Genomic DNA, 25250 nt, shown 5'->3' with positions numbered 1-25250 from the left:
TGCCTGATGGCAATTTTCAAATCACAACAGGGACGTCAGAACGTCACTGTCTTACGCATCCGGTAAGACAGTGAAAGACAGGCTTACCGGAAAGTTTTGTTTCTCCGTCTCGGGAGAGGGGTGGGATCGGGATCCATATAGCCTCCGGTAAGTGAAAGATAAGCGCTGCGGATTATACGCAGAAAACCATAAGGTTTGTGGCAATTATGGCGGTATGATAAACCATGGAAACTAAACCAAACGTATACCAGACTTTGCCCATTGCGCTGTGCTTGAGTAAAGTTATTCTCTTTTGGCATAACTTCACACGCGACACGGGAAAACAGGATGCAAAATCGGCTGACCATTAAAGACATCGCCCGCTTAAGCGGTGTGGGGAAATCCACGGTTTCCCGCGTTCTCAACAACGAAAGTGGCGTCAGCGAACGTACTCGTGAACGCGTCGAAGCGGTGATGAATCAGCACGGTTTTTCCCCTTCCCGCTCCGCACGCGCCATGCGTGGGCAAAGCGACAAGGTGGTGGCGATTATTGTCACGCGCCTGGATTCGCTTTCAGAAAATCTCGCCGTACAGACCATGCTGCCCGCTTTTTATGAGCAGGGTTACGATCCGATCATGATGGAAAGCCAGTTCTCGCCTGAACTGGTCGAAGAACATCTGGGCATGCTCAGACGCCGCAATATTGACGGTGTGGTGCTGTTTGGTTTTACCGGCATTACCGAAACGATGCTCACCTCCTGGCAGGATTCTCTGGTACTGCTGGCCAGAGATGCCAAAGGCTTTGCCTCCGTCTGCTATGACGATGAGGGTGCTATTCATAACCTGATGCAGCGTTTATACGATCGCGACCACCGCCATATTAGCTTTCTTGGTGTTCCCCATAGCGACGTGACCACTGGTAAGCGCCGTCATGAAGCCTACCTGGCATTCTGTAAGAAACACAAACTGCATCCGGTTGCCGCACTGCCGGGTCTGGCCATGAAGCAGGGTTATGAGCAGGCCGCCAGTGTCATCACCCCGGAAACCACCGCCTTAGTCTGTGCGACGGATACCCTTGCCCTTGGGGTCAGCAAATATCTGCAGGAGCAGCGGATTGAAAATCTGCAGTTGGCGAGTGTGGGCAGCACACCGCTGATGAAATTCCTCCATCCGGAAATTATCACCGTCGATCCAGGCTACGCTGAGGCCGGACGACAAGCGGCCTCACAGCTGATCGAGCAGATCAACGGCCGTAGCGAACTGCGACAAATCGTTATTCCCTCCACCCTCGCCTGATCGCTTTCTGAGCGCTAATTTGTGATCTTCGCTGCGTTTCGGGAACGTTCCCATTTTTAAATATTCATCGAAGAGATACTCTGGCGGCAGGTCAACAACAGGGCTTAATAATGAGCAAAGTAAAACAAGCAGACATCGACCGGCTGATTGAGCTGGTAGGCGGGCGCGACAATATCGCTACGGTGAGTCACTGCATCACTCGCCTGCGTTTTGTACTGAATCAGCCTGCGAATGCCAGGCCAAAAGAGATCGAGCAGTTGCCGATGGTCAAAGGCTGCTTCACCAACGCCGGGCAGTTTCAGGTAGTGATTGGCACCGAGGTGGGCGATTACTACAAAGCACTGCTGGCGACCACCGGCCAGGCCAGTGCCGACAAAGAGCAGGCGAAAAAAGCCGCGCGGCAGAACATGAAGTGGCATGAACAGCTGATTTCCCATTTTGCAGAGATCTTCTTCCCTCTGCTGCCAGCGCTGATTAGCGGCGGCTTGATCTTGGGTTTTCGCAATGTGATCGGCGATCTGCCAATGAGTAACGGGCAGACGCTGGCGCAGATGCATCCGTCGCTGAAAACCCTCTACGACTTCCTGTGGCTAATTGGCGAAGCGATCTTCTTCTATCTGCCTGTCGGGATCTGCTGGTCAGCAGTGAAGAAAATGGGCGGCACGCCGATCCTCGGTATTGTGCTGGGTGTGACCCTGGTTTCGCCGCAGCTGATGAACGCCTATCTGCTCGGTCAACAGGTGCCGGAAGTGTGGAACTTCGGCCTGTTCAGCATTGAGAAAGTGGGCTACCAGGCGCAGGTTATTCCGGCCCTGCTGGCCGGTCTGGCGCTTGGATTTATTGAAACGCGCCTGAAACGCATCGTCCCGGATTATCTGTATCTGGTGATCGTCCCGGTGTGCTCGCTGATCCTCGCGGTGTTCCTTGCGCACGCCTTTATCGGTCCGTTTGGCCGCATGATCGGCGACGGCGTGGCGTTCGCGGTCCGTCATCTGATGACCGGCAGCTTTGCGCCGATTGGCGCGGCGCTGTTCGGCTTCCTGTACGCCCCGCTGGTGATCACCGGCGTACACCAGACCACGCTGGCTATCGACATGCAGATGATCCAGAGCATGGGCGGTACGCCGGTATGGCCACTGATTGCGTTGTCAAACATCGCTCAGGCTTCCGCGGTGGTCGGCATCATTATCTCCAGCCGCAAACACAATGAACGCGAAATATCAGTACCTGCGGCGATCTCGGCTTATCTCGGGGTAACGGAACCGGCGATGTACGGCATCAACCTGAAATACCGCTTCCCGATGCTGTGCGCGATGATCGGCTCCGGTCTCGCCGGTCTGCTGTGCGGCCTGAACGGCGTGATGGCGAACGGCATTGGCGTCGGCGGCCTGCCGGGTATCCTCTCCATTCAGCCAACTTACTGGCAGGTATTTGGCATGGCGATGGTCATCGCGATTGTTATCCCGATGGTACTGACCTCATTCGTCTACCAGCGTAAATACCGTCAGGGCACATTACAGATTGTTTAACTTTTCTTCGGGGCGCAGTTGCGCCCCATCGTATCTCCAGGAAACAGCAATGAATATTCCACACTGGTGGCAAAACGGCGTTATCTATCAGGTGTACCCCAAGAGCTTTCAGGACACCACCGGCAGCGGCACGGGTGATTTACGCGGCGTAACGCAGCGTCTCGACTATCTGCAAAAACTGGGCGTTGATGCTATCTGGTTGACACCCTTCTACATTTCGCCGCAGGTTGATAACGGCTACGACGTCGCCGACTACATGTCTGTCGATCCGGCTTACGGCACGCTTGCAGACTTTGACGAACTGGTAGCAGCGGCGAAAGCGCGCGGCATACGCATTATTCTGGATATGGTGTTTAACCACACCTCAACCCAGCATTCCTGGTTTCGTGAGGCGCTGGATAAAGACAGCCCGTATCGTCAGTTTTATTTCTGGCGTGACGGCGAACCGACCACCCCGCCGAACAACTGGCAGTCAAAATTTGGCGGCAGCGCCTGGGGCTGGCACGCCGAAAGCGAGCAGTATTATCTGCATCTCTTTGCCCCGGAGCAGGCCGACCTGAACTGGGAAAACCCGGCGGTACGCGCCGAGCTGAAAAAAGTCTGCGAGTTCTGGGCCGATCGCGGCGTGGACGGCCTGCGCCTCGACGTAGTCAATCTTATCTCCAAAGATCAGGACTTCCCGAACGATCCCGACGGCGATGGCCGCCGTTTTTATACCGACGGCCCGCGCGCGCATGAGTTTTTACGCGAGATGAACCGCGACGTCTTCACCCCACGTAGCCTGATGACGGTCGGCGAAATGTCTTCCACCACGCTGGAAAACTGCCAGCAATACGCCGCGCTGGACGGCAGCGAACTGTCGATGACCTTTAACTTCCACCACCTGAAGGTGGATTATCCCAACGGTGAAAAATGGACGTTAGCCAAACCGGACTACGTGGCGCTCAAAACTCTGTTCCGCCACTGGCAGCAAGGGATGCACAATCAGGCATGGAACGCGCTTTTCTGGTGTAACCACGACCAGCCGCGCATCGTGTCGCGTTTTGGCGAGGAAGGGAAATACCGTGTGCCAGCCGCCAAAATGCTGGCGATGGTGCTGCACGGCATGCAGGGCACGCCCTATATCTACCAGGGGGAAGAGATTGGCATGACCAACCCGCACTTCCGCCAGATTACCGATTACCGCGACGTAGAAAGCCTTAACATGTTCGCGGAACTGAACGGCCAGGGACGCGATGCCGAAGAGCTGCTGGCAATCCTCGCCAGTAAATCCCGCGATAACAGCCGCACGCCGATGCAATGGGACGGCAGCAAACATGCCGGATTTACCCAGGGCGAGCCGTGGATCGCACTGTGCGACAATGCGACGGATATTAACGTGGCAGCCGCGCTTGATGATGCCGATTCCGTGTTTTACACCTATCAGAAGCTGATCGCCTTGCGCAAAACGGAGCCGGTTATTACCTGGGGCGACTACCAGGATCTGTTACCAGACAGCCCACTCGTATGGTGTTATCAGCGCGAATGGCAAGGACAGCGGCTGCTGGTCATTGCCAACCTGAGTGATACCTTCCAGAACTGGCAACCGACTCATACCGACGGAAACTGGCAAGTGCTTATGCACAACTATGCCGAGGTCGCCAGCCAACCCGTTGACATGACGCTGCGTCCTTTTGAAGCCGTCTGGTGGGTGCAAAAATAATGGCGCAAAGATACGGATAAGCGTCATTATCCGTATCTTCAATTACGCAGTTCGTATGGGATGTATAGCGATACCTGAAATGTACCATGATAAAATTTACAAGCACTGGGGAATAAAATAAAAATACACCTGCCTCTTATTATATTGCCCGGCAGGATATTATGAAAAATCTTATTAGAACATGTACTATTTCAGCATTACTGATTAGCAGCCAAGGATGGTGTGGGAATACTGCAGTTGATTTACGCTTTGGTCATAACACAAACTCTGAAGCAAATGACTCAAGAATTAAAGTCATGCATCAGGCTGACAACGGTTTTTATTTTTCCGTTGAGGCTGCACAAAATCACAATGACACGTTTTTTGGCGATACCGATAGAAATGATCCCGATGATAAAGGTGTGACTGAAGCAGCTCAAGAAATAGAAACGCGCTGGCGTTTTGACTTAGGTAATGGTTATGCAATTGCACCAGGTTTAGTTACTGTATTTACTTCCAGCAACACGCACTATCGACCTTTTATTCAGGGTTGGAAATCTTTTGATAATGGACTTAATCTCTCAGCGCGCTATCGCTATAACACAGTAAACGACTCCCACAGTGACAGAAAATTAGACGGTAGCGGTTACACTCGCCGCGAGTCACACCAGTTCGATCTCTGGTTTGCCTATAATATTGGTAATTTTGGTATGTCTTATAATCCTCGTTTCCGCTGGCAGGATGGTGTCGACCAGGGAACAGGTGATGATACATACTGGGAGCATACCGTGGCGTTCAATTATAAACTGGACGATGGCTGGACCCCGTATGTTGAGTTAGTATCTCTTGATAAAACCTACATCAATGACCACGGGGATCATGAAAATGATTACGCCGTGCGTCTGGGGATTGTTAAGCAGCTCTGATGTTTCACGCCGCATCGTGTTGCAGCAAATAGCAACCGATGCGGTCAACCACAGTAAGCAGTTCAAGCTGGCCTTCCCGTTGGTATAAAGAAATCGCATCAATATCAATGTCCAGAGGCCAGCACAGTGTTGCCAGCGTCGCTAATGTTGATCCTCTCTTGGTAATCGCAATTATTTTTAGCCCTTTACGCAACGCATTTCTTGCCATTTCAACTAACGAGGCAGTTTCACCTGATTTACTGATGAGCACCAGCGTTCCTTGGGAAACCCGTGTGAGCTGGTGAATGTCATTGAGAATTAAATGGGGCAAACTCGCCAGCGAAAGAAAACGAGAAAGATAATTCAAACTGGTCAGCGATGCCCCGCGTGAATATAAAAATATATGACTTGAATTAATCAATTGGTTACATAGTTGTATTATCAGCTCTTCTTTTTCGTTTCCTATGCTAAATTTCACCGGCTCCGCGACACGTCTGTCTCGTGAAAACTGATACCGCAATTCGGTATAGCTTTGATACCCCATTTTTTTACACACTCGATTCACGGACGTGGTGGTGGTGAACGTCTCGGTAGCAATCACTTTGGCGGAAATACCAGAGATTTCATGTGCATGACACTGTATATATTCAAATATTAACCTTTCATTACCTTGAAAAGAATTCATAAAACAGCACTCTTTAACTAAAGATAGATTGATCATACCCGTATCTTATACCAGACACTGCAATGTGAATCACACTATCATGTTTCAGGTATCCCCATACGCAATAAGTATCACCAAACGTTTATTGGACTTTTTATTTCTCTTTATAATTCCTGTAGTTCTATTTTCAGAGATTTGACAATGACACCACAAAAAATAGTTGCAGTAACAGCATGCCCTACAGGTATTGCGCATACATTTATGGCGGCCAACAAAATTGTCGCCTGGGGAAAAGAAAACGGCTTTAACGTTAAGGTCGAAACACAAGGAAGCGACGGAGTTAAAAATAAGCTCTCCCGTCAAGATATCGCCAGTGCTGATGCTATCATCCTGGCGGTTGATGTCCCTGTCCAGGATGCCGAACGTTTTGAGAACGTACCTCATCTCAAAATACGTACGCAGGAACTAATCAAGAATACCGACCACTCTATTCATCGGGCGCTGGCTTTGGATAAAGATACGACTACCGCCAATGACGAACCAGAAGAACGCCGTTCCGCCTGGCAGATCTTTATCGGACATATTATGGCGGCAATTAGCTATATGTTGCCTGTCGTGGTGCTCGGTGGATTACTCATGGCGGTAGCGAAAATAACCGGGCAATTCATTCCCATCAACGGAACACCGTTTGAGGTGCTGGATAAACTGGGCTTTATGGTCATCAAGTTTATGTACCCGGTATTCGCCATGTATCTCGCCTTTTCTATCGCTGGAAAACCGGCGTTAATACCTGGCCTTATCGGCGGTATTATGTCTGACGAAGTCTATAAGCGCTTTTTTGATCTCGAAGGTTTTATGCCCTCGGGATTTTTTGGCGCTATCGCAATCGGCTTTTTTGTCGGTCATCTGGTGCAGTGGCTCAACGATACGATAAAAGTACGTCCGCAAATTACCACTATAAAAACCATGCTGATTGTGCCTATATGCACCGGTATCACGCTGGTGATTGTCATGCAGTACCTGATTAACCCAATTTTTGGCGCACTAAACCAGGCGATGGTGACCTTTTTTACCTCTGCTGGCGACTCTGGACGCAATTTTTACTCGCTGATGATTGCAGCAGGTACTGCTTTTGACCTCGGCGGGCCGATTAACAAAGCGGCGGGTTCAGTGGCTCTGGGACTTAACGGCGTGAGTGAGACCTTCGATTTAACCGCCAGAGAGCTGGCCATTGTCATCCCTTCAATCGGCGTCGGCATTGCTGCATTGCTCAATAACCGCTTCGGCCTTCCTAACGTATTTAACAGCGAAGAAAAAACTATCGGCAGCACTTCGCTGCTACTGGGTTTCATTGGGATTTCTGAAGGCGCGATCCCATTTATTCTGAAGAATCCCCGTCTGATCCCGGTATTTATGGTCGGGGCAATGGCAGGCGCACTCATTGCCACAACGTTAGGTGTCAAACAATCTTTACCGCTGCCTGCCGTTTGGGGATGGCCGCTTGCCACCAACGTTACGGGTTATCTAATCAGTGTTTTCGCAGGCTCTCTGGTGTGCGCGTTAGGCGTGCTTTTCTTCAGCCCGAAACTGGCAACAAATTCAGGAAAGTAAAATGAGTCATATCCATGTCATCGCGCACACGCACTGGGATCAAGAGTGGTATTTCACCCTACAGGACAGCAATATTCTGGCATCGCGAAACTTTGCCGATGTTATCGACACTTTAGAAATTCACCCCGATTACACCTGTTACCATTTCGATGGACAAACCGCTGTTGTTGAGGATTTTCTGGCCGTCAATCCGCAGTATGCTAACCGTCTGAAAAAACTCGTCAAACACAAACGGCTTTTTATAGGCCCCTGGTATACCCAAACGGATACTTTCAACGTTCACGGCGAATCGATTATCCGCAACCTGAAATACGGCATTCTTTCTGCGCGAAAACTGGGTCATGCTATGATGGTGGGCTATCTGCCCGATACATCTGGTCATAACAGCCAACTCCCTACACTGCTCCGCGGATGCAACCTGGATAACATCGTTTTCTGGCGGGGCATTAATCATGATACTCAGGCTGAGCAGAGCCAGTTTATCTGGCGTGCGCCGTCAGGCTCGGAAGTGATTGCCTGCGTAATGCCGTTCGGCTATGGCGCGGCCAAAAACATTCAGCCAGACGATGCGCACCTGCAAGAAAAAATCTTTCCGATGGTTAATCTCATCCGTCAACGTTCTGGCCTGAATGACCTGCTCCTGCCCTGCGGCGGCGATCAGGTCAACATCGATCCCAACTTGCCGAAAATTCTGCAGACAGTCAGTAAAAAATCATCAGAAGGTGATCGGTTCCTGCTCTCATCGCTGGAAACGTATATCGATACGCTTCGTCAGCAAGCCAAAGGATTTACCTGCTGGCAAGGAGAGTTGAAGTCACCGCGCTATACCCGGATCCACAAAACCATCGGCTCCGTCCGCTACGACATTAAAAAGAAAAATTACGATGTCGAGCAATTTTTACTGGGTAAACTGGAGCCAACGATCGCGCTGGCTCGCCAGCATGGCATTGATGTCAACCTCCAGTGGGTTGATCAAATCTGGAAAAACCTGTTACGCAATCATGCCCATGACTCCATAGGCGGATGCAACAGTGATGCGACTAATCGGGACATTCTTCACCGCCTGGAACAGACCGAACAACTCAGCCATAGCCTGTGGAATCTGGTGATGAAAGAGTTGGCGATGGCCAGTAGCCAGGAGAACGATCTCGTTGTGGTAAACCCCGGCGCTACGTCCTGGTCCGGGATCATCAACGCCACACTGTACAGCCGCACGCCCTCCCTGAAGCTCTTCATTGATGAGCAGCCTCTCTCATTTAGCATGATAGAACAAACGGAACTCCCCGGCGGACGCATGATTCAGGTTACGCCGCAGGGTGAAAAAGAAGTTGAGCTTGCGCCTTATTACCGCTCGCAAGTCGCCATCGACGTAGCACAGTTGCCCGCGCTGGGTTACATCAATATTGCCGTTCGCGAGAGTGAGCACGCAGTCTCTACGCTCCGCTCTTGTGCTGAAAGCCATATTGAGAATGAGCATTATCGGCTAACCCTGGGTGGTGGAACGCTGACGTTTGAGGATAAACGCAGCGGTAGGGTAATTGCTGATCTGCTGGCGTTTGAAGACTGTGCAGATGCTGGCGACAGTTATGATTTTTCGCCACTGGAGGGCGATATCCCCAACCAGTTCAATAATTTTTCGCTCCTCGCTTGTGAAAAAAGTCAGCATGTCGAGCGTTTAACGCTAGGAATCACTCTCAGTCTGCCTTCTTCATTAAGCCAACGTGCAACACAAGATTGTCCGGTACAGATTGTATGCGAGCTACGCCAAGGTGAAGCCCAACTTTTCATTGATGCTCATGTGGAAAACAAGGTTTGCGACCACCGTCTGCGTCTGCTGATCAACAGCGATATTCACACCCGTGAATCAATAGCCTCACAGCCTTTCGGCATTATTCACCGACCCGTGGCCGATGCCCCCGCTGACTGGCGGCAACATTATCGCGAGAAGCCCGTCGATATTGAAACCAGTGAGGGAATTATTGCCATTGCGGAAAACAACAAGGCGCTGATCGTTAACAGCCTGGGCATGAAGGAATTTCAGATCCTGCAAAACGGGACCTCGCAGCTTGCGCTGACGCTCTTCAAATCGACAGGCGTTTTAGGGCGTGACGATCTGGCCTGGCGTCCTGGGCGCGCTTCCGGAATCAATAACACCGTCATTTACACGCCAGAAGCTCAGTTACACAAGCCTCTGCATTTTAGCCTGACGTTGTCTCTCGCCGAACGCGCCGACCATTTGACATTACGTCGCCTGGAAACCCGAGTGCTACGCCAGCCATTCAATTGGCAGAATCAGAAATTGAACACACTGGATAACCGCCTGGAACGCTTCACGCTCAATTTTACACCGCGTTCACTTCCAGAAACCTTCAGCCTGCTGTCGCTTCCAGAGCCGCTCATTCTTTCGGCGCTCCCCCACGCCCAGACGGTAAATGGCACGATCCTACGTGTTTTCAATGCCGGAGAGCATCCGGTTGAGCTTCCGCCATTTCTGCAAGAGATGTCACAGATTAACTATCTGGAAGAACCCGTTGAACACTGCCATGAAATTGCACCGTTCGCCACCTGCGATTTCCTTCTCCCACAACCGGAGCGTCACGTAAAAGTATGAATAATTCCCCGCGTGAAACATTTATCCGCGAGACGCTGGCGCAGCTCTATCCGCAAGCTGATCATCAAGCAATCGCGGCAAAAATTGAGCAACTTATCCAATACTGGAAACCCAAAACACAAACGGCAGTACCGTTAGATCAGAGCCGCATCTGGATGATCGCCTATGGTGATAGCATCTGCGCGCAAGGGGAAAATCCTCTGTCGATTCTCCACCAGTTTGCAAAACTGTGGTTAAAAGGGACGATCAGCGATATCCATCTGTTACCTATGTTCCCCTGGTCCTCCGATGATGGTTTCAGCGTGGTGGATTACCGGCAGATTGATCCCAATCTTGGGCAATGGTCAGATATTGCGGCACTGGCTGGCGATTTTAATTTGATGTTCGATTTTGTGATTAACCATATTTCACAGCAAAGCCGTTGGTTTCAGGGCTATCTTCGCGGCGAGCCTCGCTACCAGAACTACTTTATCAACGCCGATCCGGATGAGGATTATCATCTGGTAACCCGCCCACGGACGCTGCCGTTGCTTACCCCCTTCAAGCGATCGACAGGGGAAACGTCACACATCTGGACGACATTCAGCGCCGATCAGATCGATCTCAATTTTCGTGAATCTGACGTTTTATTGGAAAGCATTGATATTATGCTGGAGTATGCCTCACGCGGCGCCCAGGCGATTCGACTCGATGCCGTAGGCTTCCTGTGGAAGGAAAGCAACAGCAGCTGTATTCACCTGCCGCAGACCCATCTGATCATAAAACTCTGGCGAGCGATTCTGGAAGAGAACTGGCCTGACTGCCTGTTGATTACCGAAACCAATGTGCCACATCAGGAAAATATCAGCTATCTGGGTTCAGGGGATGAGGCTCACATGGTGTATCAGTTCCCGTTACCCCCTCTGACGTTACACGCTTTCCTGCGCGGCAATGCGCGTTGGCTACGTCAGTGGGCGCAAAGCCTGGAACAGGAAACGTTTCCAGACAACACCACCTTTTTCAATTTTCTCGCCAGCCACGACGGCATTGGATTGAGACCCGTTGAAAATATCCTCTCTACGGAAGAAAAAACGTTTCTGGTCAATGAAGTAGAACGCAAGCAAGGGCGTATTTCCTGGCGTACCAATCCTGACGGCAGCCAGTCACCTTATGAAATGAATATAAACTTCCTGAGTGCATTAAGCGAACCGGGGGAGGCTACTGACAGACAGGTCGCCAGGTTCGCCGCCGCTCACGCCATCCTCTTTATGCTGCGGGGCGTACCTGCAATTTACTACCACAGTCTTCTTGGTAGTGAAAACGATCTGCACGGGCTTAATACATCAGGGCTAAATCGTCGCATTAACCGTGAAAAGCTGGATTTCGCCGCCACGCATCAGGCATTAGTCACCCCTGAATCCCGACAAGCGAAGATCTATGCTGCGCTGTCGAGATTACTTCGGGTACGTAAACAGCATCCCGCTTTCTCACCATCATCGTCTCAGCAAGTCCTTGAACTGCCAGACGCACTGTTTGGTGTCAAACGCCAGATGGGGGGAGAAACCCTGTACTGTGTTGTCAATCTCACTGCAATCACACAACCACTTTCTTTGCCCACCGAAGGAACAGATCTTCTGATGGGGACACCCTTTAACGGCGCTTGCCTGCTAACCGGCTGGCAAACAGTATGGATCCGTACCGCGACGCAACCGGAGGAATAATATGGAACTGTCGGCACTTACTCGCTCTGAATTAATTTTTATCGATCCACCGCACACTTCTCCCGATGCAGTTATTCGGCATATGTCTTCGGCACTGTTTGAATGCGGACTGATTACTAATAACGAGGATTTTATTGACAGCGTTCTCCGCCGAGAAAAGGAAGGACCAACGGCACTGGGCGAAGAGCTGGCCGTCCCTCATGGAAAATGTGACTCTGTCGTAAAGGCATCGTTTTGTGTCGCCCTCTTTCCCGAGCCGATATTGTGGCCGGGTCTTGAAGGGCCTGAACCTGTACGGTTGGTGTTCCTGCTTGCGATTCCGCCAAATGAAGCCGGCACCACGCATATGCAATTGCTGACCCAGCTTACCTCGTCGCTGGTTGAGGATGAGATGCGAAACGCCATTCTTAATGCCACGTCCGTAGAACAGGTGTTAACGCTGCTCTCACCCAGCACTGCCCCTGCTCAGGAAGCGCCAGAACGTCGCGTGAAAGGTCAGCGCCTTGTCCCTCTTATTCTGGGTCTGGTTGCCCTTGCGGCCTTCATTAACGCGGGTATCCATTGGATGCAGTCGTTATCATCATAACCCTTACTGGGCAGTGTGATACCTGCCCAGCTTTACCTTCCTGTTTTTGCTGAATAAATAATCAGAATTTTCCAAGGGTAATTTACAATCGGCTGTAGCGCCCGTCATCTGTACGCTCCGATTTTTACTTTGCGCTACATCAAAAAAATCGTAAACATCCTTGATGCAAATCACTACATATAGAACTTAAAATGCACGCCGACCCAATATGTTGTATTAATCGCCTATAATTGCTACAACTACAATGCACCGCTTCACGGTGGAATTGTGGATAACGTGGGTCAGGATTGCGGGAAGTCATTGGCAATAGAGATGAATAAAGCCATGGCCGCTTCCCCAACCTCTGTGGATAACCTGTTCTTATAAATATGGAGTGATCATGACACCGCATGTGATGAAACGAGATGGCTGTAAAGTGCCGTTTAAATCAGAGCGCATCAAAGAAGCCATTCTGCGTGCAGCTAAAGCAGCGGGAGTCGATGACGCAGATTACTGTGCCACCGTCGCAGAAGTCGTTAGTAGTCTGATGAATGAGCGCAGCCAGGTCGATATCAACGAGATCCAGACAGCGGTAGAAAACCAGCTGATGTCTGGCCCGTACAAACAACTCGCCCGTGCGTACATCGAATATCGCCACGACCGTGATATCCAGCGTGAAAAACGTGGCCGTCTGAACCAGGAAATTCGTGGTCTGGTTGAGCAAACCAATTCTGCTCTGCTGAACGAAAACGCCAACAAAGACAGTAAAGTGATCCCGACCCAGCGCGACCTGCTGGCCGGTATCGTCGCCAAACACTATGCGCGCCAACACCTGCTGCCGCGTGATGTAGTCCAGGCGCACGAGCGTGGTGATATTCACTATCACGATCTCGACTACTCGCCGTTCTTCCCGATGTTCAACTGCATGCTGATCGACCTGAAAGGCATGCTGACGCAGGGCTTTAAGATGGGTAACGCGGAGATTGAACCGCCAAAATCCATCTCTACCGCGACCGCCGTGACCGCGCAAATTATCGCGCAAGTTGCCAGCCATATTTATGGCGGTACCACCATTAACCGTATTGACGAGGTTCTCGCGCCGTTCGTGACCGAGAGCTTTAATAAACATCGTAAAACCGCTGAAGAATGGCAGATCCCGGACGCCGACGGTTATGCCCATTCCCGTACCGAGAAAGAGTGCTACGACGCATTCCAGTCCCTCGAATATGAAGTGAACACCCTGCATACCGCCAACGGTCAGACGCCGTTCGTCACCTTTGGTTTTGGCCTGGGAACCAGTTGGGAATCGCGTTTGATTCAGCAGTCTATTCTGCGTAACCGCATTGCTGGCCTGGGTAAAAACCGTAAAACCGCGGTGTTCCCGAAACTGGTGTTCGCGATTCGCGATGGTCTGAACCACAAGTTTGGCGATCCGAACTACGATATCAAGCAGCTGGCGCTGGAGTGCGCGAGCAAGCGTATGTATCCGGACATCCTGAACTACGATCAGGTGGTCAAAGTCACCGGTTCGTTCAAAACACCAATGGGCTGCCGCAGCTTCCTCGGCGTGTGGGAAAACGAGAACGGTGAACAGGTTCACGATGGTCGCAACAACCTCGGCGTTATCAGCCTCAACCTGCCGCGTATCGCGCTGGAAGCCCATGGCGATGAAGCCACCTTCTGGAAACTGCTCGACGACCGTCTGGTACTGGCGCGTAAAGCACTGATGACCCGTATCGCGCGTCTGGAAGGCGTAAAAGCCCGCGTTGCACCCATTCTGTATATGGAAGGTGCCTGCGGCGTGCGTCTGAAAGCGGACGATGACGTGTCTGAAATCTTTAAAAACGGTCGCGCATCTATCTCTCTGGGCTACATCGGTATTCACGAAACCATCAACGCGCTGTTTGGCGACAAGCATGTGTATGACAGCGAGCAACTGCGCGCCAAAGGTATCGCCATTGTGAAACGTCTGCGTCAGGCGGTCGATCAATGGAAAGATGAGACTGGCTACGGCTTTAGCCTGTACAGCACGCCGAGTGAAAACCTGTGTGACCGCTTCTGCCGTCTGGATACCGCCGAGTTTGGCGTGGTGCCGGGCGTAACCGACAAAGGTTACTACACCAACAGCTTCCACCTCGACGTGGAGAAGAAGGTGAACCCGTACGATAAGATCGATTTCGAAGCGCCATATCCGCCGCTGGCGAGCGGGGGCTTCATTTGCTACGGCGAATACCCGAATATTCAGCACAACCTGAAAGCCCTGGAAGATGTTTGGGATTACAGCTATCAGCACGTGCCGTATTACGGAACCAACACGCCAATCGATGAATGCTACGAGTGCGGCTTTACCGGTGAGTTCGAGTGCACCAGCAAAGGCTTCACCTGCCCGAAATGTGGTAACCACGACGCCGCGCGCGTGTCGGTCACCCGCCGCGTGTGCGGTTATTTAGGCAGCCCGGACGCACGTCCGTTTAACGCCGGCAAACAGGAAGAAGTGAAGCGCCGCGTTAAGCATTTAGGCAATGGGCAGATCGGTTAATATCCGTTTGCAAAGGCCGTAGGCCTGATAAGACGCAATCGCGTCGTTATCAGGCATCACAATGTTGCCGGATGCGGTGCAAGCACCTTATCCGGCCTACATGCTTTCTGGACACCCGCTATGCGCTACCATCAATACTATCCCGTCGATATCGTCAATGGCCCCGGAACCCGCTGCACCCTGTTTGTCTCCGGGTGCGTGCACGAATGCCCCGGTTGCTATAACAAAAGCACCTGGCGGCTCAATTCCGGCAAACCGTTTACCAAAGAGATGGAAGATAAGATCATTGCCGATCTGAACGACACGCGTATTCACCGTCAGGGAATTTCGCTGTCGGGCGGCGATCCGCTGCATCCGCAAAACGTGCCGGATATTCTGCAACTGGTACAGCGTATTCACGCTGAGTGTCCCGGGAAAGATATCTGGGTGTGGACCGGCTACAAGCTTGATGAACTCAACGCCGCGCAAATGCAGGTGGTCGATCTCATCAACGTGCTGGTCGATGGTAAATTTGTGCAGGACCTGAAAGACCCGGCGCTCATCTGGCGCGGTAGCAGCAACCAGGTCGTGCATCATTTGCGTTGATCTCCAGGCGGTTAATATTCTGTTTTCCGCCTTTAAAAGCGACTCACGCACTCCATCGCGACCGTTTTGAACTCGGTGAAATTCCGGCACGCGCAGAGCCGCGTCATGGCGCGTTCGCGCAGGAAAGTGACGAAAATATCGTAGATAGCCATCGCTTCTTCGTATTCGCTTTTGCTGATGGCGAGCAGGAAGATCACGTGCGCCGTTTCATCGCCCCAGGCAATTCCCTGCGGGGCGAGGATGGTGTAGACCACCGTTTTCTTTGCCAACAGACCGAGGGAGTGCGGCAGGGCGATGCCGTCACCCAGCATAGTGCTGACGATGGCCTCACGCTCGACAACCGAATCAAGAAACTCCGCATCGACAAAGCCTTCATCCTGCAACTGACGGCATAATGTATTGAACAACGTTTGTTGATCCATTGGGCCATCGATAACGCGGAAATGGGTGGCATCGAAAAATTTATTCAGCATCCACGGACGGGTTCTGTCGACCAGCACCAGTTTGCCAATCTGCTCCAGTTGATAATCGGTAGGGAACGGCGCAATCATCACCACAGGCTTATCTTTTTCTCCGATTCGCGCGGTCGAAATCACGAAGTCTTCGCTGATGCTTTCCCGCTGTTCGTAGTCGCGCAGCGTCACGGTATCGACGATTTCTATCTGCGGATATTTACGCGCCAGCACCGCTTCAATCATCCGCGCCATCGCATTTCCGGCATCGCATACCAGCAGAACTTTCGGTTGCCTTTGATAACCAATGTTGTAACTACGCTCCAGCCCAACACCGATATGCAGGACGAGGAAACCAATCTCATTTTCACTGATGGTGTACGGCGTATATTTGCCCCATCCCGAGACGGCGGCCAGCGTCATATCCCATGCCATCGGATAGTGCTGTTTAATATTTTCCAGCAGCGGATTAGGGATCATTATCTGGTAGCGCACCCGGGTGATCATCGTTTTAATATGCGTCAGCAGGTCGGCATGTAACTGTTTGTCATTCAACAGGTTGTAGTTGTACTGGCTATTGATAAAACGCAGGATGTAATTGACCAACGCTTCATCATCATCCGCATTAATAGCACTGGGGGCGATCTCCTGAACCTGACGGGCGGCAATATGCACCTGCAGCCAGTTCTCTTCAGAAATGGAGAGCGGTTTATCCGCCAACCGATGCAATACCGCCGCGATTTCCCGCGTGGCCAGGCATACAGATTGATCGGCTTCCTCTGCGGCAAATTCCGGTAGCGGATACCCTTCGCTAATCCGCCGTACTGCCACCGCGCAGTACAAGCGCAAAAACAGCTCGCCCTCATCGGTCAGGCGGATATGGAAACGGGAAAAAATGTCCTGCAAAACGGGTTGCAGTTGCTCAGGGATCCCGGCGTTCAATGCTTCTTCGGTCACCAATGGGTGCTGCGGATCCTGCTGTGCCAGCATCCACAGCAGATCGGTCAAACAGGCGCGGATCGCCATCTCGCTGCCGAACAGCTTCATGCCATGACGGGGGCGCGTTTCCAGCGTCAGGTGATAACGTTGCAGATGCTCGCGCACCTCAGCCATATCGTTTTGCAGCGTCGCGCGGCTGATAAACCATTCATCAGCCAAATCTTCCAGCTTCAGCGAAAAGGCCGACGTCAGAAAGCGAGCTATCAGCCAGTGAACCCGTTCCTGGCTGGTGCGTGGGATACGCAGCAACGTGTCGGGCTGCTGCGTCTGCAGGGCATGAAAACTTGCCGGATCGTCAATTTTGAGCTGATAACCGTTACCCCGGCAGAGGACAAACTGCGCGCCATACTGGGTGAGCAGTGCGTTTAACGCGGTGATGTCCGCCCGTACGGTGCGTGTGGAAACCGACAACCGCTGCGCCAGCTCGTCCTGTGGAAGCGCTTCGTTTTGCAACATGCCAAATAGCTGCGCTAAACGTTGGTTGGGGAATCGCACGTCAGTTTCCTCATCAGTCAATTAGCCTACGCAGGCCCGGGTCATCGCCATCAGTTGGCGTACGTCGTCCGGACGGGTATTACCACTCACCTTATCAATAATCGAACTATAGATGTGAGGAATGATTTTGCTCACTCCGGCATCGAGGGCGATCTGCAGGATTTCACTGAAATTATCCAGATCGATCCCGCCCGTTGGCTCCAGCCAGAAGTCATGACGCGCGCAGGCCTGGGCGACCGCGATGTATTCGTCACGGCATTGCAGGCCGCCCATCGGGAAGTATTTAATTGAGCTGCCGCCCATATCTTTGAGCAGCGCAATGGCGGTTTCTACCGGCACAATGCCGTCCGGTGCTTTGCTGCTTAGCGGACCGGTGGAAATCTTTACCAGCCCCGGCGTACCGGTTGGTGAAACCAGACCGTTGACCACCGTGTCCTGCTGGCCCAGCAGCGCACGACTGGTCGCCACGCCGGTAAAGACCTGATTGACATGCTGGGGCTGCACCTGACGGGAAATTTCACTGACCATCGCCGACTGGTTAGGATCGCCCGCCCCCAGCCCCACGGAGAGCGCATTGTCGATAAGCGCCGCGTATTCACGCATATCCGTTACCGCGCTTGCGACATCCGGGTAATTTTTTGACAATACGCCAACCAGCACGTGCCCTTCCGCCGCCTCGTAAATCTCCTGGGCATTTTCTTTGGAGCCTGCCAGTACGTTCAGGCAGACGCGGTCGCGATAAAAGTTAGGGATCAGTTTCATGCTTTTTTCTCCTGCGAAATCACTTCACCAATTCGACGGGCCACAATCTCCAGCTGCGCGCGATCGACGCTGCGCACATCGGCTTCGATAATGCCTTCGTTGGCTTTGTAACCACGGAAGTAAATCGCGTACTCCCCTTGCTTCAGCGCGTCGACCAGTTCGCCAGTGGCGATCCCGGTTACCGCTTCGTCAAACTTAATTTCCGTACGCGCGATGTCGCGCCCTGCACTGTCCCACACCACGCGGGCGCTTACGCCGTGAAGCTGATTCAAGTTATTAATAAACGGCGTCATTTTCTCGACCATTTCCGCACCGCTCTCTTTCTGCGCGTTGAGGTACAGTTCAATAGCGCAGGTCAGGCCAAGTATTCCCTCTTTACCCACTTTCATTGCCCGGCCAATACCCGCCGTTTGACGTTTTACCCACTCAACGTATTGAGTTTTACCGATCACCAGACCGCTGGTTGGCCCTTCAATTGCCTTCGCACCGCTATAGATAACGAGATCTGCGCCCACGCGGTAGTAGCACTGCAAATCTTCTTCCGCCGCCGCGTCCACAATCAGCGGTAGATTATGCGTGCGCGCCACCACCGCAGCCTGCTCCACGCTGAGCATACTTTTCTGTACGCAGTGGTGAGATTTGATATACAGAATGGCCGCGGTGCGCGGTGTGATGGCTGCCGCTAACTGCGCTGCGGAACATTCGTTGGCATAACCGGCTTCTACGACCTTGCCGCCGCCAAGCGCTACCATGGTGCCCACCGGCGCGCCAAAGTTGACGTTGTGACCTCTGGGCAACACGATTTCGTTGTTGTCGATGGGCGTAACGTGCAGGTTCTCCAGCAGCCAGTCGCTGTCTTTAACCAGCACAGCCGCGACCGACTGGGCGATCCCGGCTGAAGCGCAGGAGACAACTGTTGCCCCTTCCACTTCCAGCAATTTCGCGATGTAGTCACCGGTTTTATTCACCAGGTCTTTCATCTCAAAGTATTGGTTCATCCCGGCTATTGCGGCCTCAACCACTTCGGGTCGCGGCGTAGACACACCGAGTGCCGTCATGCGACCTGATGTGTTAATCACCTGTTTTAATTTGTATTTCTCAAAAATCGAAGGCATGTTCCGCGCTCCCTTGTTCGGTCATATAGCCCTTGCCCGCACGTATTGCGGCAAGCGGCACCAGCAGTTGTTCAGCCTGCAGGCTGTCGTTTTCTGCATCTACCAGCACGGTTGGCTGGCGCTTAAGCGTAAAGAGGGTTAAATCGGCATCCAGACCGACCTGCAGTCGCCCCTTCTGTTTCAGGCGCAGACCATTGGCAGCATTGGCGGTAACGCATTCAATGACCTGCGGAAGCGACATGCCAATGGCAAGAAATTTCGACATCACATTCGCCAGGGAATACACCGGGCCGCTAATACGGTTGCGACAATAAATATCGGAGCTGATGGTGTGCGGCAAAATACCCAGGCTGATGGCGCGTTTCGCCACTGCAAAGCTCAGGCTGGCGGTGCCATGCCCAACGTCCAGACGCACGCCGCGTGAAATCGCCCGCGTCACTGATGCCCGCAACTCACCTTGCGGCGTCAGAATGCGGTTCGGCTTACCGTTGTAGCAGTGGGTAATGATGTCGCCTGCGCTCAGGCGCTCGGCGATCTCATCCAGATCCGGCGGGTTGTTGCCGATATGCACCATCAGCGGCAGGCCACCGTTCTGCGCCTGCATCGCTTTGGCGCGCTCCAGCGGCGTGATGCCGTTAACCCCTACCACGCTGCTGCTCATGCGCGCCTTCAGGCCGACGATAAAGTCCGGGTGACGTTTCACCGCCTGCCGCACCGCATCGGCGTCAATATTGGCCATGTTAGCCAGCTCGTTTTGGGCGATCAGCCCAACGCGTGAAACATTCAGCAGCGCATAAACCTCGGTGGCCGCATCACGAGTCAGCGTATAAAAATCGTCAATATCATCAGCGCCTGTGCTACCGGCATCCACCACGGTGGTAACGCCAGTGGCAACACCCACACTGTCCGGTTCGTCATGGTAAATCGGCGATTTCGGGTAGCAGTGAACGTGAGAATCAATCCAGCCCGCGCTAACGTAACATTCGCCGCGCAGGTCAATGGTTTTCAGCGCCGGACCATCAACGTCACCCAACGCCGCGATTTTGCCACCCTGAAGGGCAATATTAGTCAGCGTGTCATCGACCAGACGCGCATGGCGCAGGAGTAAGTCAAACATCGTTCTCTCCTTTGCCGGATGGCGGCGTAACCGCTTTATCCGGCCTACAAATCAACCGTTAGCTAATGGCAATCGGGAAGATGGAACCGAGGATCATCGCGCCGAGAATCGCCCCGCCGGTGATCGGTTTTTGCCAGATATAAAACAGCAGCGCACCCAGCAGTGAACCGACGCCAATCGGAATGGAGGCCGTCATCGCACTGAGGATAATCAAGGGACCGAGGAAGCGGCCAGAAGCGTTACCGGCCCCCATCATCACGTCCGCTCCGTAGGTTGAGTCGCTCTGATTGATGGTGAACTTACGCGCCAGAATGATGATGTAGCCAATCGCCAGACCAATCACCAGGCCGGTGACCAGCGAGGCAGCGAAGTTGGCGACCGGGAAGATAATGCCCGCGCCCAACAGCAGCGCCGGAACGCCTAACCCGACCCCGGTCTGGATCGCCCCGCCGATATCCAGAATCCCCACCAGCGAACCTTCAATGATGCGGGCAAACAGGAAGCTGGCGCCAAATGCCGCTACCGCCCCGTAGGAGCCGGTGTCCATTCCCGCTTTCAACATCGCCACGAACGCCACTTCGTTGAATGCGCCGATACCGTACAGGTAGTACATGTGCGTTCCGGCAAACACGCCGGATGAGAGCAGGCCAACGAAGATCGGGAACGACCAGTCAGCGAACCAAAAACCTTTATTCTGTTCCATGATGGCCTCCGTTATTTACCGCTGAGCGAGTTGTGGATAAGTTCCAACCAGTCAGGCACGGTCAGATGGAAGGATTCGATCATCTTCATGTCGAAGCCGCGGAAGAAGCCGCTCAGGACGAACAGCGCGACGATAGCCACCATCATCACTTTCGTCACGTGGTTCCAGCCGCTCTCTTCAACACCTTTGCCGATCAAAATGCCAAGCACCAGACCCGGGACGGCGTTGCCCATAATTAACTGCGCCGCGCCGCCAAAAACGGTAGCCCAGAAGCCGGATTTCTTGCCGGCATCAATCGCCGCCAGCCAGAAAATCACTGGCATCACGGTGTTGACCAGCAGGTTTGCCGCGGGCACCAGCACCTTAACGGCAGTAACCTGTAGCGCTTCCGGTACGGATGACGCGGTGAGGTTCAGGAAGGTCACGACAATCATGCCGATAACACCGCAGGCAATCGCCATGCGCTTAGGATCATGCAGCGTTTCACCAACGTTGCGATTTTTAATCATCAGCGCGGCGGCGCCCCAGTTGGGGATGATGCGATGGTCGACGTCCTGCGTGAACGCCCCTGCGGCAACGGAAGAAGCCCAGGCGTTAAAGAAAAAGCCCAGGCCGAACGAGAAGTGAGAAGCCGGATCCCCTTCACAGGAATTCAGTTCTCCCAGAGTACGAAACGCGCCCATCCCTTGAGTGGTCGGCGCATGAAACATGCGTGCAGCCCCAGCGCCGACCCCGACGCCAACCAGGCCGCCGATGATGAGCGATTTTATTAATATTATCAGGAACATAATTATGCCTTTTAATAAAGAATCAGCGTTGCGTAACGAAATCCACCTTGTCGAGATTGATGGCAGTCACGTTGACGGTCACGTCCAGCTCCACGCTGAAGGTGCGTCTTTCCCGGCGCAGGAAGAGGAACAAAAACGCCTCTTTGCGCACCGTTTCACGCGCTTGAACAACCTGCACATCCTGTGGCTCAATACGCAGTAAGATATGCGGGGACGCTTTCATCACCGCAGCCTGAACGTGGTTCAGAGCATCGGCAAAGGCGCGCGCTTTGGCCTCCCCCTTGCCCGTGACTCTCACCGTGGTGGTGAATTGCTCTTTCATGCTTAAGCGCCGTATTTCTTTTGCCACGCCTGTACCAGGCGCTCACCGAGTTCTTCTTTGTCCATAAAACCGAACCCCAGCACGTTGCAGCCTTCATTGATGGCGGTTACCCCTTCATCGACCGAGCGCATACCATATTTCGCCTTGTAGCCATATTTGGTTTGCGCGGTAATCGCGCCCGCCCCGCCGCTGCCGCAAAACGAGATGCCAAAGGTGGCGTTTTCCGCTTTCATCACATCGCCCAGCTTCATATCTGCCGCCACACCCGGCACCACGACCGCTCGGCCACCCGCTTTCTCAACGCCTGCCGCCACTTTCTGGCCTTTACCCAGACGATCGCCAATCACTACGGTAATTTGTTCCATCTTTTGCTCCTTACAGGTTGTCTTTCGCGACTTCGAAGTGCACCGACAGCAGCCAGGCCTCTTCCTCAGGAAGATTGCCAAACTCAGCGACCACGTCGCGGGCAAGCGCCATTGATTCGGCAGATATTTCATCGAACAAGCTGGCATCGACTTCTGGTAAGGGTTCACCCGTTACCGAGCGGTGCGCCATGGCGCGAACATGCGACGTCAGCATCTGTTCCTGTACGGCGTTGGGAATAATGTGGCGTTCACGCAGCAAGGCATACACCTGCGCCAGCATGCGGTCGGCCAGTTCAACCGATTCCCCCATGTCATTCATTACAGCTCCGTTATTCACTCGTCTTACCCCACTAATGGCTCTGAGGGTAAATTAGCGGTGGGGGTTAAAAGTTTGTAGCGAGTTGTTTTCCACTTCGAAGTGGAAAGAGGCGCAGCGATAGTGATCTATGCCGCAGAAAAGGCGATATTTGCGCTTTAGTGGCGGGAAATTGTGACGGGTATCGCAAGAAATGAGCAGAAAACAGCCGGTTCGGCGAATGATTTCCCTAACTCTAAAGTTGAAAAAATGTGACGGGGATAGCCTTTGGCGTCTTATCCGGCCTACGATTATGCAGGCCGGATAGAGCAGATTAACGGAACTTCTTGTGGTTTTCGTTGCGTGTTTTTTTCAGGTCTTCCGCAACGGCTTTCGCCTCTTTGACTTTACCTTCGTTCGCCAGCTTCAACGCGCCGTCGATCTGACCGATCAGCGTGTCAAAGCCGTGGCGGAAATCCTTCATCTCCGGGCTGTCCGGGGATTTGTTTTCCAGCTTCGGCGGCGTTCCCTTTTGCGCGTCCAGCGCGGCTGCACGCATTTTGGTTAACGCGTCTTTCAGCTCAGTCGCATTATCCGTTTTTTCGACGATTTTCAGGTTGTCGTTGAGGATCCCCATATCGTCATCAAGATCGGCCGCAAACGCAGAAGAACCAAGAACCAGCGTTGAAGCTGCGACGATCGCTAACAGGTGTTTACGCATTGCTCACTTCCTTTTTTATTATTCAAAAATAAACAAACGCCAGATACCCTCAATGATTCACGCCACAGCTTGAAGTATGGCGGGTATTATTGCCCGGCGATCTTCATCTCCGGCAACAGGACTGAACCACACTGAATATTACTGCGCGTTTCAATATCGTTGCCGACGGTGACGATATTACGCCACATCTCTTTTAAGTTACCGGCGATGGTAATTTCACTCACCGGGTACTGAATTTCGCCGTTTCCGACCCAGAAGCCCGCCGCGCCGCGCGAGTAATCGCCGGTAATGCCGCTTACGCCCTGCCCCATCAGCTCAGTCACCACCAGACCCGTGCCCATCTCTTTGAGCATCTGCTCGAAGCTTAGACCTTGTCCAGGAATACGCCAGTTGTGAATCCCGCCCGCATGACCGGTGCTCTTCAGCCCCAGCTTACGGGCAGAGTAGTTGGTCAGCAGCCACTGGGTCAAAATGCCGTCTTTAATAATGTCACGGCGCTCTGTGCGTACGCCTTCGCTGTCAAATGGCGAGGAGGCCAGTCCTTTCAGCAGATGTGGATGCTCTTCAATGGTCAACCATTCCGGCAGAATTTGTTTGCCCAGCGAGTCCAGCAGGAAGGTGGATTTGCGATATACGGAGCCACCAGCAATCGCGCCGACCAGGTGTCCGAACAGTCCGGTCGCCACTTCATTGGCGAAAATGACCGGCGCTTTCATGGTGGAAAGCTTACGCGGAGACAGGCGAGATAAGGTACGGCGCGCGCAGTCTGCCCCTACCCATTCCGGCGTTTGCAGATCGCCCATCGCCCGGCCAATGGTGTAAGCGTAATCACGCTCCATATCGCCATTTTCTTCCGCGATCACGCAGCTGGAAAGGGAATGACGCGTGGAGCAGTAGCCCTGCAGCATGCCATGGCTGTTGCCAAACACTTTGATGCCATAGTGGCTGTTAAAACTGCCGCCTTCGGTATTGGTGATACGCTTATCAGCCTGCAGCGCCGCTTGTTCAGCACGAGCAGCCAGTTCGATGGCTTCGTCAGGGGAAACGTCCGCGGGGTGGAACAGGTCTAAATCAGGCGCATCGAAGGCCAGCAGTTCTTTATCTGCCACGCCCGCGCACGGATCCGGCGAAGTGTAGCGTGCAATGTCCAGCGCGGCCTGTACGGTACGGGCAATCGCCTGCGGACTTAAATCGGTGGAGGATGCGCTGCCCTTACGGTTCTGGTGATAAACCGTAATCCCCAGCGCGCCATCGCTATTGAATTCTACGTTCTCCACTTCGCCATAACGGGTGCTGACGCTAATACCCGTGGTCTTGCTAACAGCGACTTCCGCGCCATCCGACTTACCTGACGCTAATTCCAGAGCCGTCGAGACCGCTTCTTCCAGAATCTTACGCTGCGCTTCAACTTGTGAGATTACTTTCATCGCAAATGCCATAATGTAGAGAGA

The 25250-nt window shown here is 52.9% G+C and carries 23 protein-coding genes; 10 read left to right on the top strand and 13 right to left on the bottom strand.

All coding sequences use genetic code 11. From position 1 onward, the window contains the following. Positions 1-83: 83 nt before the first annotated feature. A complete protein-coding gene (mgtL, locus tag FDW92_RS23105) occupies positions 84-137 on the bottom strand; it encodes a mgtA regulatory leader peptide MgtL (RefSeq protein WP_137350111.1) in 54 nt (17 codons plus the stop codon). Between the two features lie 190 nt (positions 138-327). On the opposite strand from mgtL, the gene treR reads away from it, so the two are divergent. The 4 genes from treR (at position 328) to FDW92_RS04210 (ending at position 5411) form a co-directional block, all read left to right on the top strand. Further along, positions 328-1275 (top strand): trehalose operon repressor TreR, encoded by a 948-nt coding sequence (gene treR / locus FDW92_RS04225; protein WP_042312708.1) that lies wholly within the window; start codon positions 328-330, stop codon positions 1273-1275. A 110-nt stretch (positions 1276-1385) separates the two neighbouring features. Next, complete coding sequence (treB, locus tag FDW92_RS04220) at positions 1386-2804, top strand: PTS trehalose transporter subunit IIBC (protein WP_042312710.1); 1419 nt, start codon at positions 1386-1388, stop codon at positions 2802-2804. 49 nt (positions 2805-2853) lie between these two features. After that, the gene (gene treC, locus FDW92_RS04215; protein ID WP_042312712.1) at positions 2854-4506 is read left to right on the top strand and encodes an alpha,alpha-phosphotrehalase; all 1653 of its coding nucleotides are present in this window, start codon (positions 2854-2856) and stop codon (positions 4504-4506) included. A 161-nt stretch (positions 4507-4667) separates the two neighbouring features. Next, complete coding sequence (locus tag FDW92_RS04210; RefSeq protein ID WP_042312715.1) at positions 4668-5411, top strand: oligogalacturonate-specific porin KdgM family protein; 744 nt, start codon at positions 4668-4670, stop codon at positions 5409-5411. Positions 5412-5415: 4 nt separating this feature from the next. On the opposite strand, the gene FDW92_RS04205 is transcribed toward FDW92_RS04210, so the two are convergent. Then, on the bottom strand, positions 5416-6075 hold the full coding sequence (locus FDW92_RS04205; protein ID WP_042312717.1) for a MurR/RpiR family transcriptional regulator: 660 nt from the start codon (positions 6073-6075) through the stop codon (positions 5416-5418). Positions 6076-6255: 180 nt separating this feature from the next. On the opposite strand from FDW92_RS04205, the gene FDW92_RS04200 reads away from it, so the two are divergent. From FDW92_RS04200 to nrdG, 6 genes are all read left to right on the top strand, one after another. Beyond that, on the top strand, positions 6256-7665 hold the full coding sequence (locus tag FDW92_RS04200; RefSeq protein ID WP_072014804.1) for a fructose-specific PTS transporter subunit EIIC: 1410 nt from the start codon (positions 6256-6258) through the stop codon (positions 7663-7665). 1 nt (position 7666) lies between these two features. Further along, complete coding sequence (locus FDW92_RS04195) at positions 7667-10276, top strand: glycoside hydrolase family 38 C-terminal domain-containing protein (protein WP_137400550.1); 2610 nt, start codon at positions 7667-7669, stop codon at positions 10274-10276. Further along, on the top strand, positions 10273-11976 hold the full coding sequence (locus FDW92_RS04190) for a sugar phosphorylase (RefSeq protein WP_042312723.1): 1704 nt from the start codon (positions 10273-10275) through the stop codon (positions 11974-11976). Before FDW92_RS04195 ends, FDW92_RS04190 begins: the two co-directional genes overlap by 4 nt. Before the next feature lies 1 nt (position 11977). Next, the gene (locus FDW92_RS04185; RefSeq protein WP_042312726.1) at positions 11978-12562 is read left to right on the top strand and encodes a fructose PTS transporter subunit IIA; all 585 of its coding nucleotides are present in this window, start codon (positions 11978-11980) and stop codon (positions 12560-12562) included. A 379-nt stretch (positions 12563-12941) separates the two neighbouring features. Further along, on the top strand, positions 12942-15080 hold the full coding sequence (nrdD, locus tag FDW92_RS04180; RefSeq protein WP_042312728.1) for an anaerobic ribonucleoside-triphosphate reductase: 2139 nt from the start codon (positions 12942-12944) through the stop codon (positions 15078-15080). Between the two features lie 120 nt (positions 15081-15200). Continuing rightward, positions 15201-15665 (top strand): anaerobic ribonucleoside-triphosphate reductase-activating protein, encoded by a 465-nt coding sequence (gene nrdG, locus FDW92_RS04175; RefSeq protein WP_042312732.1) that lies wholly within the window; start codon positions 15201-15203, stop codon positions 15663-15665. 32 nt (positions 15666-15697) lie between these two features. On the opposite strand, the gene FDW92_RS04170 is transcribed toward nrdG, so the two are convergent. The 11 genes from FDW92_RS04170 to pmbA form a co-directional block, all read right to left on the bottom strand. After that, positions 15698-17611: a BglG family transcription antiterminator gene (locus FDW92_RS04170; protein WP_042312734.1), complete on the bottom strand. Its 1914-nt coding sequence runs from the start codon at positions 17609-17611 to the stop codon at positions 15698-15700. A 21-nt stretch (positions 17612-17632) separates the two neighbouring features. Beyond that, positions 17633-18373 (bottom strand): KDGP aldolase family protein, encoded by a 741-nt coding sequence (locus tag FDW92_RS04165; protein WP_042312737.1) that lies wholly within the window; start codon positions 18371-18373, stop codon positions 17633-17635. After that, the gene (locus tag FDW92_RS04160) at positions 18370-19488 is read right to left on the bottom strand and encodes a DgaE family pyridoxal phosphate-dependent ammonia lyase (protein WP_042312739.1); all 1119 of its coding nucleotides are present in this window, start codon (positions 19486-19488) and stop codon (positions 18370-18372) included. Before FDW92_RS04160 ends, FDW92_RS04165 begins: the two co-directional genes overlap by 4 nt. Next, positions 19472-20605 (bottom strand): amidohydrolase/deacetylase family metallohydrolase, encoded by a 1134-nt coding sequence (locus FDW92_RS04155; protein ID WP_042312741.1) that lies wholly within the window; start codon positions 20603-20605, stop codon positions 19472-19474. The genes FDW92_RS04160 and FDW92_RS04155 overlap by 17 nt, the downstream gene beginning before the upstream one ends. Before the next feature lie 58 nt (positions 20606-20663). Then, entirely contained in the window at positions 20664-21308 is a 645-nt protein-coding gene (locus FDW92_RS04150; RefSeq protein ID WP_038636652.1) for a DUF4310 family protein, read from the bottom strand. 11 nt (positions 21309-21319) lie between these two features. Continuing rightward, complete coding sequence (locus tag FDW92_RS04145) at positions 21320-22096, bottom strand: DUF4311 domain-containing protein (protein ID WP_006686375.1); 777 nt, start codon at positions 22094-22096, stop codon at positions 21320-21322. Between the two features lie 22 nt (positions 22097-22118). Beyond that, positions 22119-22418, bottom strand: a complete 300-nt coding sequence (locus tag FDW92_RS04140; protein WP_038636649.1) for a DUF4312 family protein — start codon at positions 22416-22418, stop codon at positions 22119-22121. 2 nt (positions 22419-22420) lie between these two features. Further along, a complete protein-coding gene (locus FDW92_RS04135) occupies positions 22421-22783 on the bottom strand; it encodes an SFCGS family glycine-rich protein (protein WP_008786042.1) in 363 nt (120 codons plus the stop codon). Between the two features lie 10 nt (positions 22784-22793). Next, positions 22794-23102 (bottom strand): PRD domain-containing protein, encoded by a 309-nt coding sequence (locus tag FDW92_RS04130; protein ID WP_016151467.1) that lies wholly within the window; start codon positions 23100-23102, stop codon positions 22794-22796. 310 nt (positions 23103-23412) lie between these two features. After that, on the bottom strand, positions 23413-23799 hold the full coding sequence (cybC, locus tag FDW92_RS04125) for a cytochrome b562 (RefSeq protein WP_042312743.1): 387 nt from the start codon (positions 23797-23799) through the stop codon (positions 23413-23415). A gap of 86 nt (positions 23800-23885) precedes the next feature. Then, complete coding sequence (gene pmbA, locus FDW92_RS04120) at positions 23886-25238, bottom strand: metalloprotease PmbA (protein WP_042312745.1); 1353 nt, start codon at positions 25236-25238, stop codon at positions 23886-23888. Between the last annotated feature and the right edge of the window lie 12 nt (positions 25239-25250).

The sequence above is a fragment of the Citrobacter sp. wls706 genome, assembly GCF_005281305.1.
In the GTDB taxonomy this organism is placed as follows: Bacteria; Pseudomonadota; Gammaproteobacteria; order Enterobacterales; family Enterobacteriaceae; genus Citrobacter; species Citrobacter werkmanii.
Note: the sequence above shows the minus strand (reverse complement) of the source record. Positions and strands in the feature narration are given on the sequence as shown.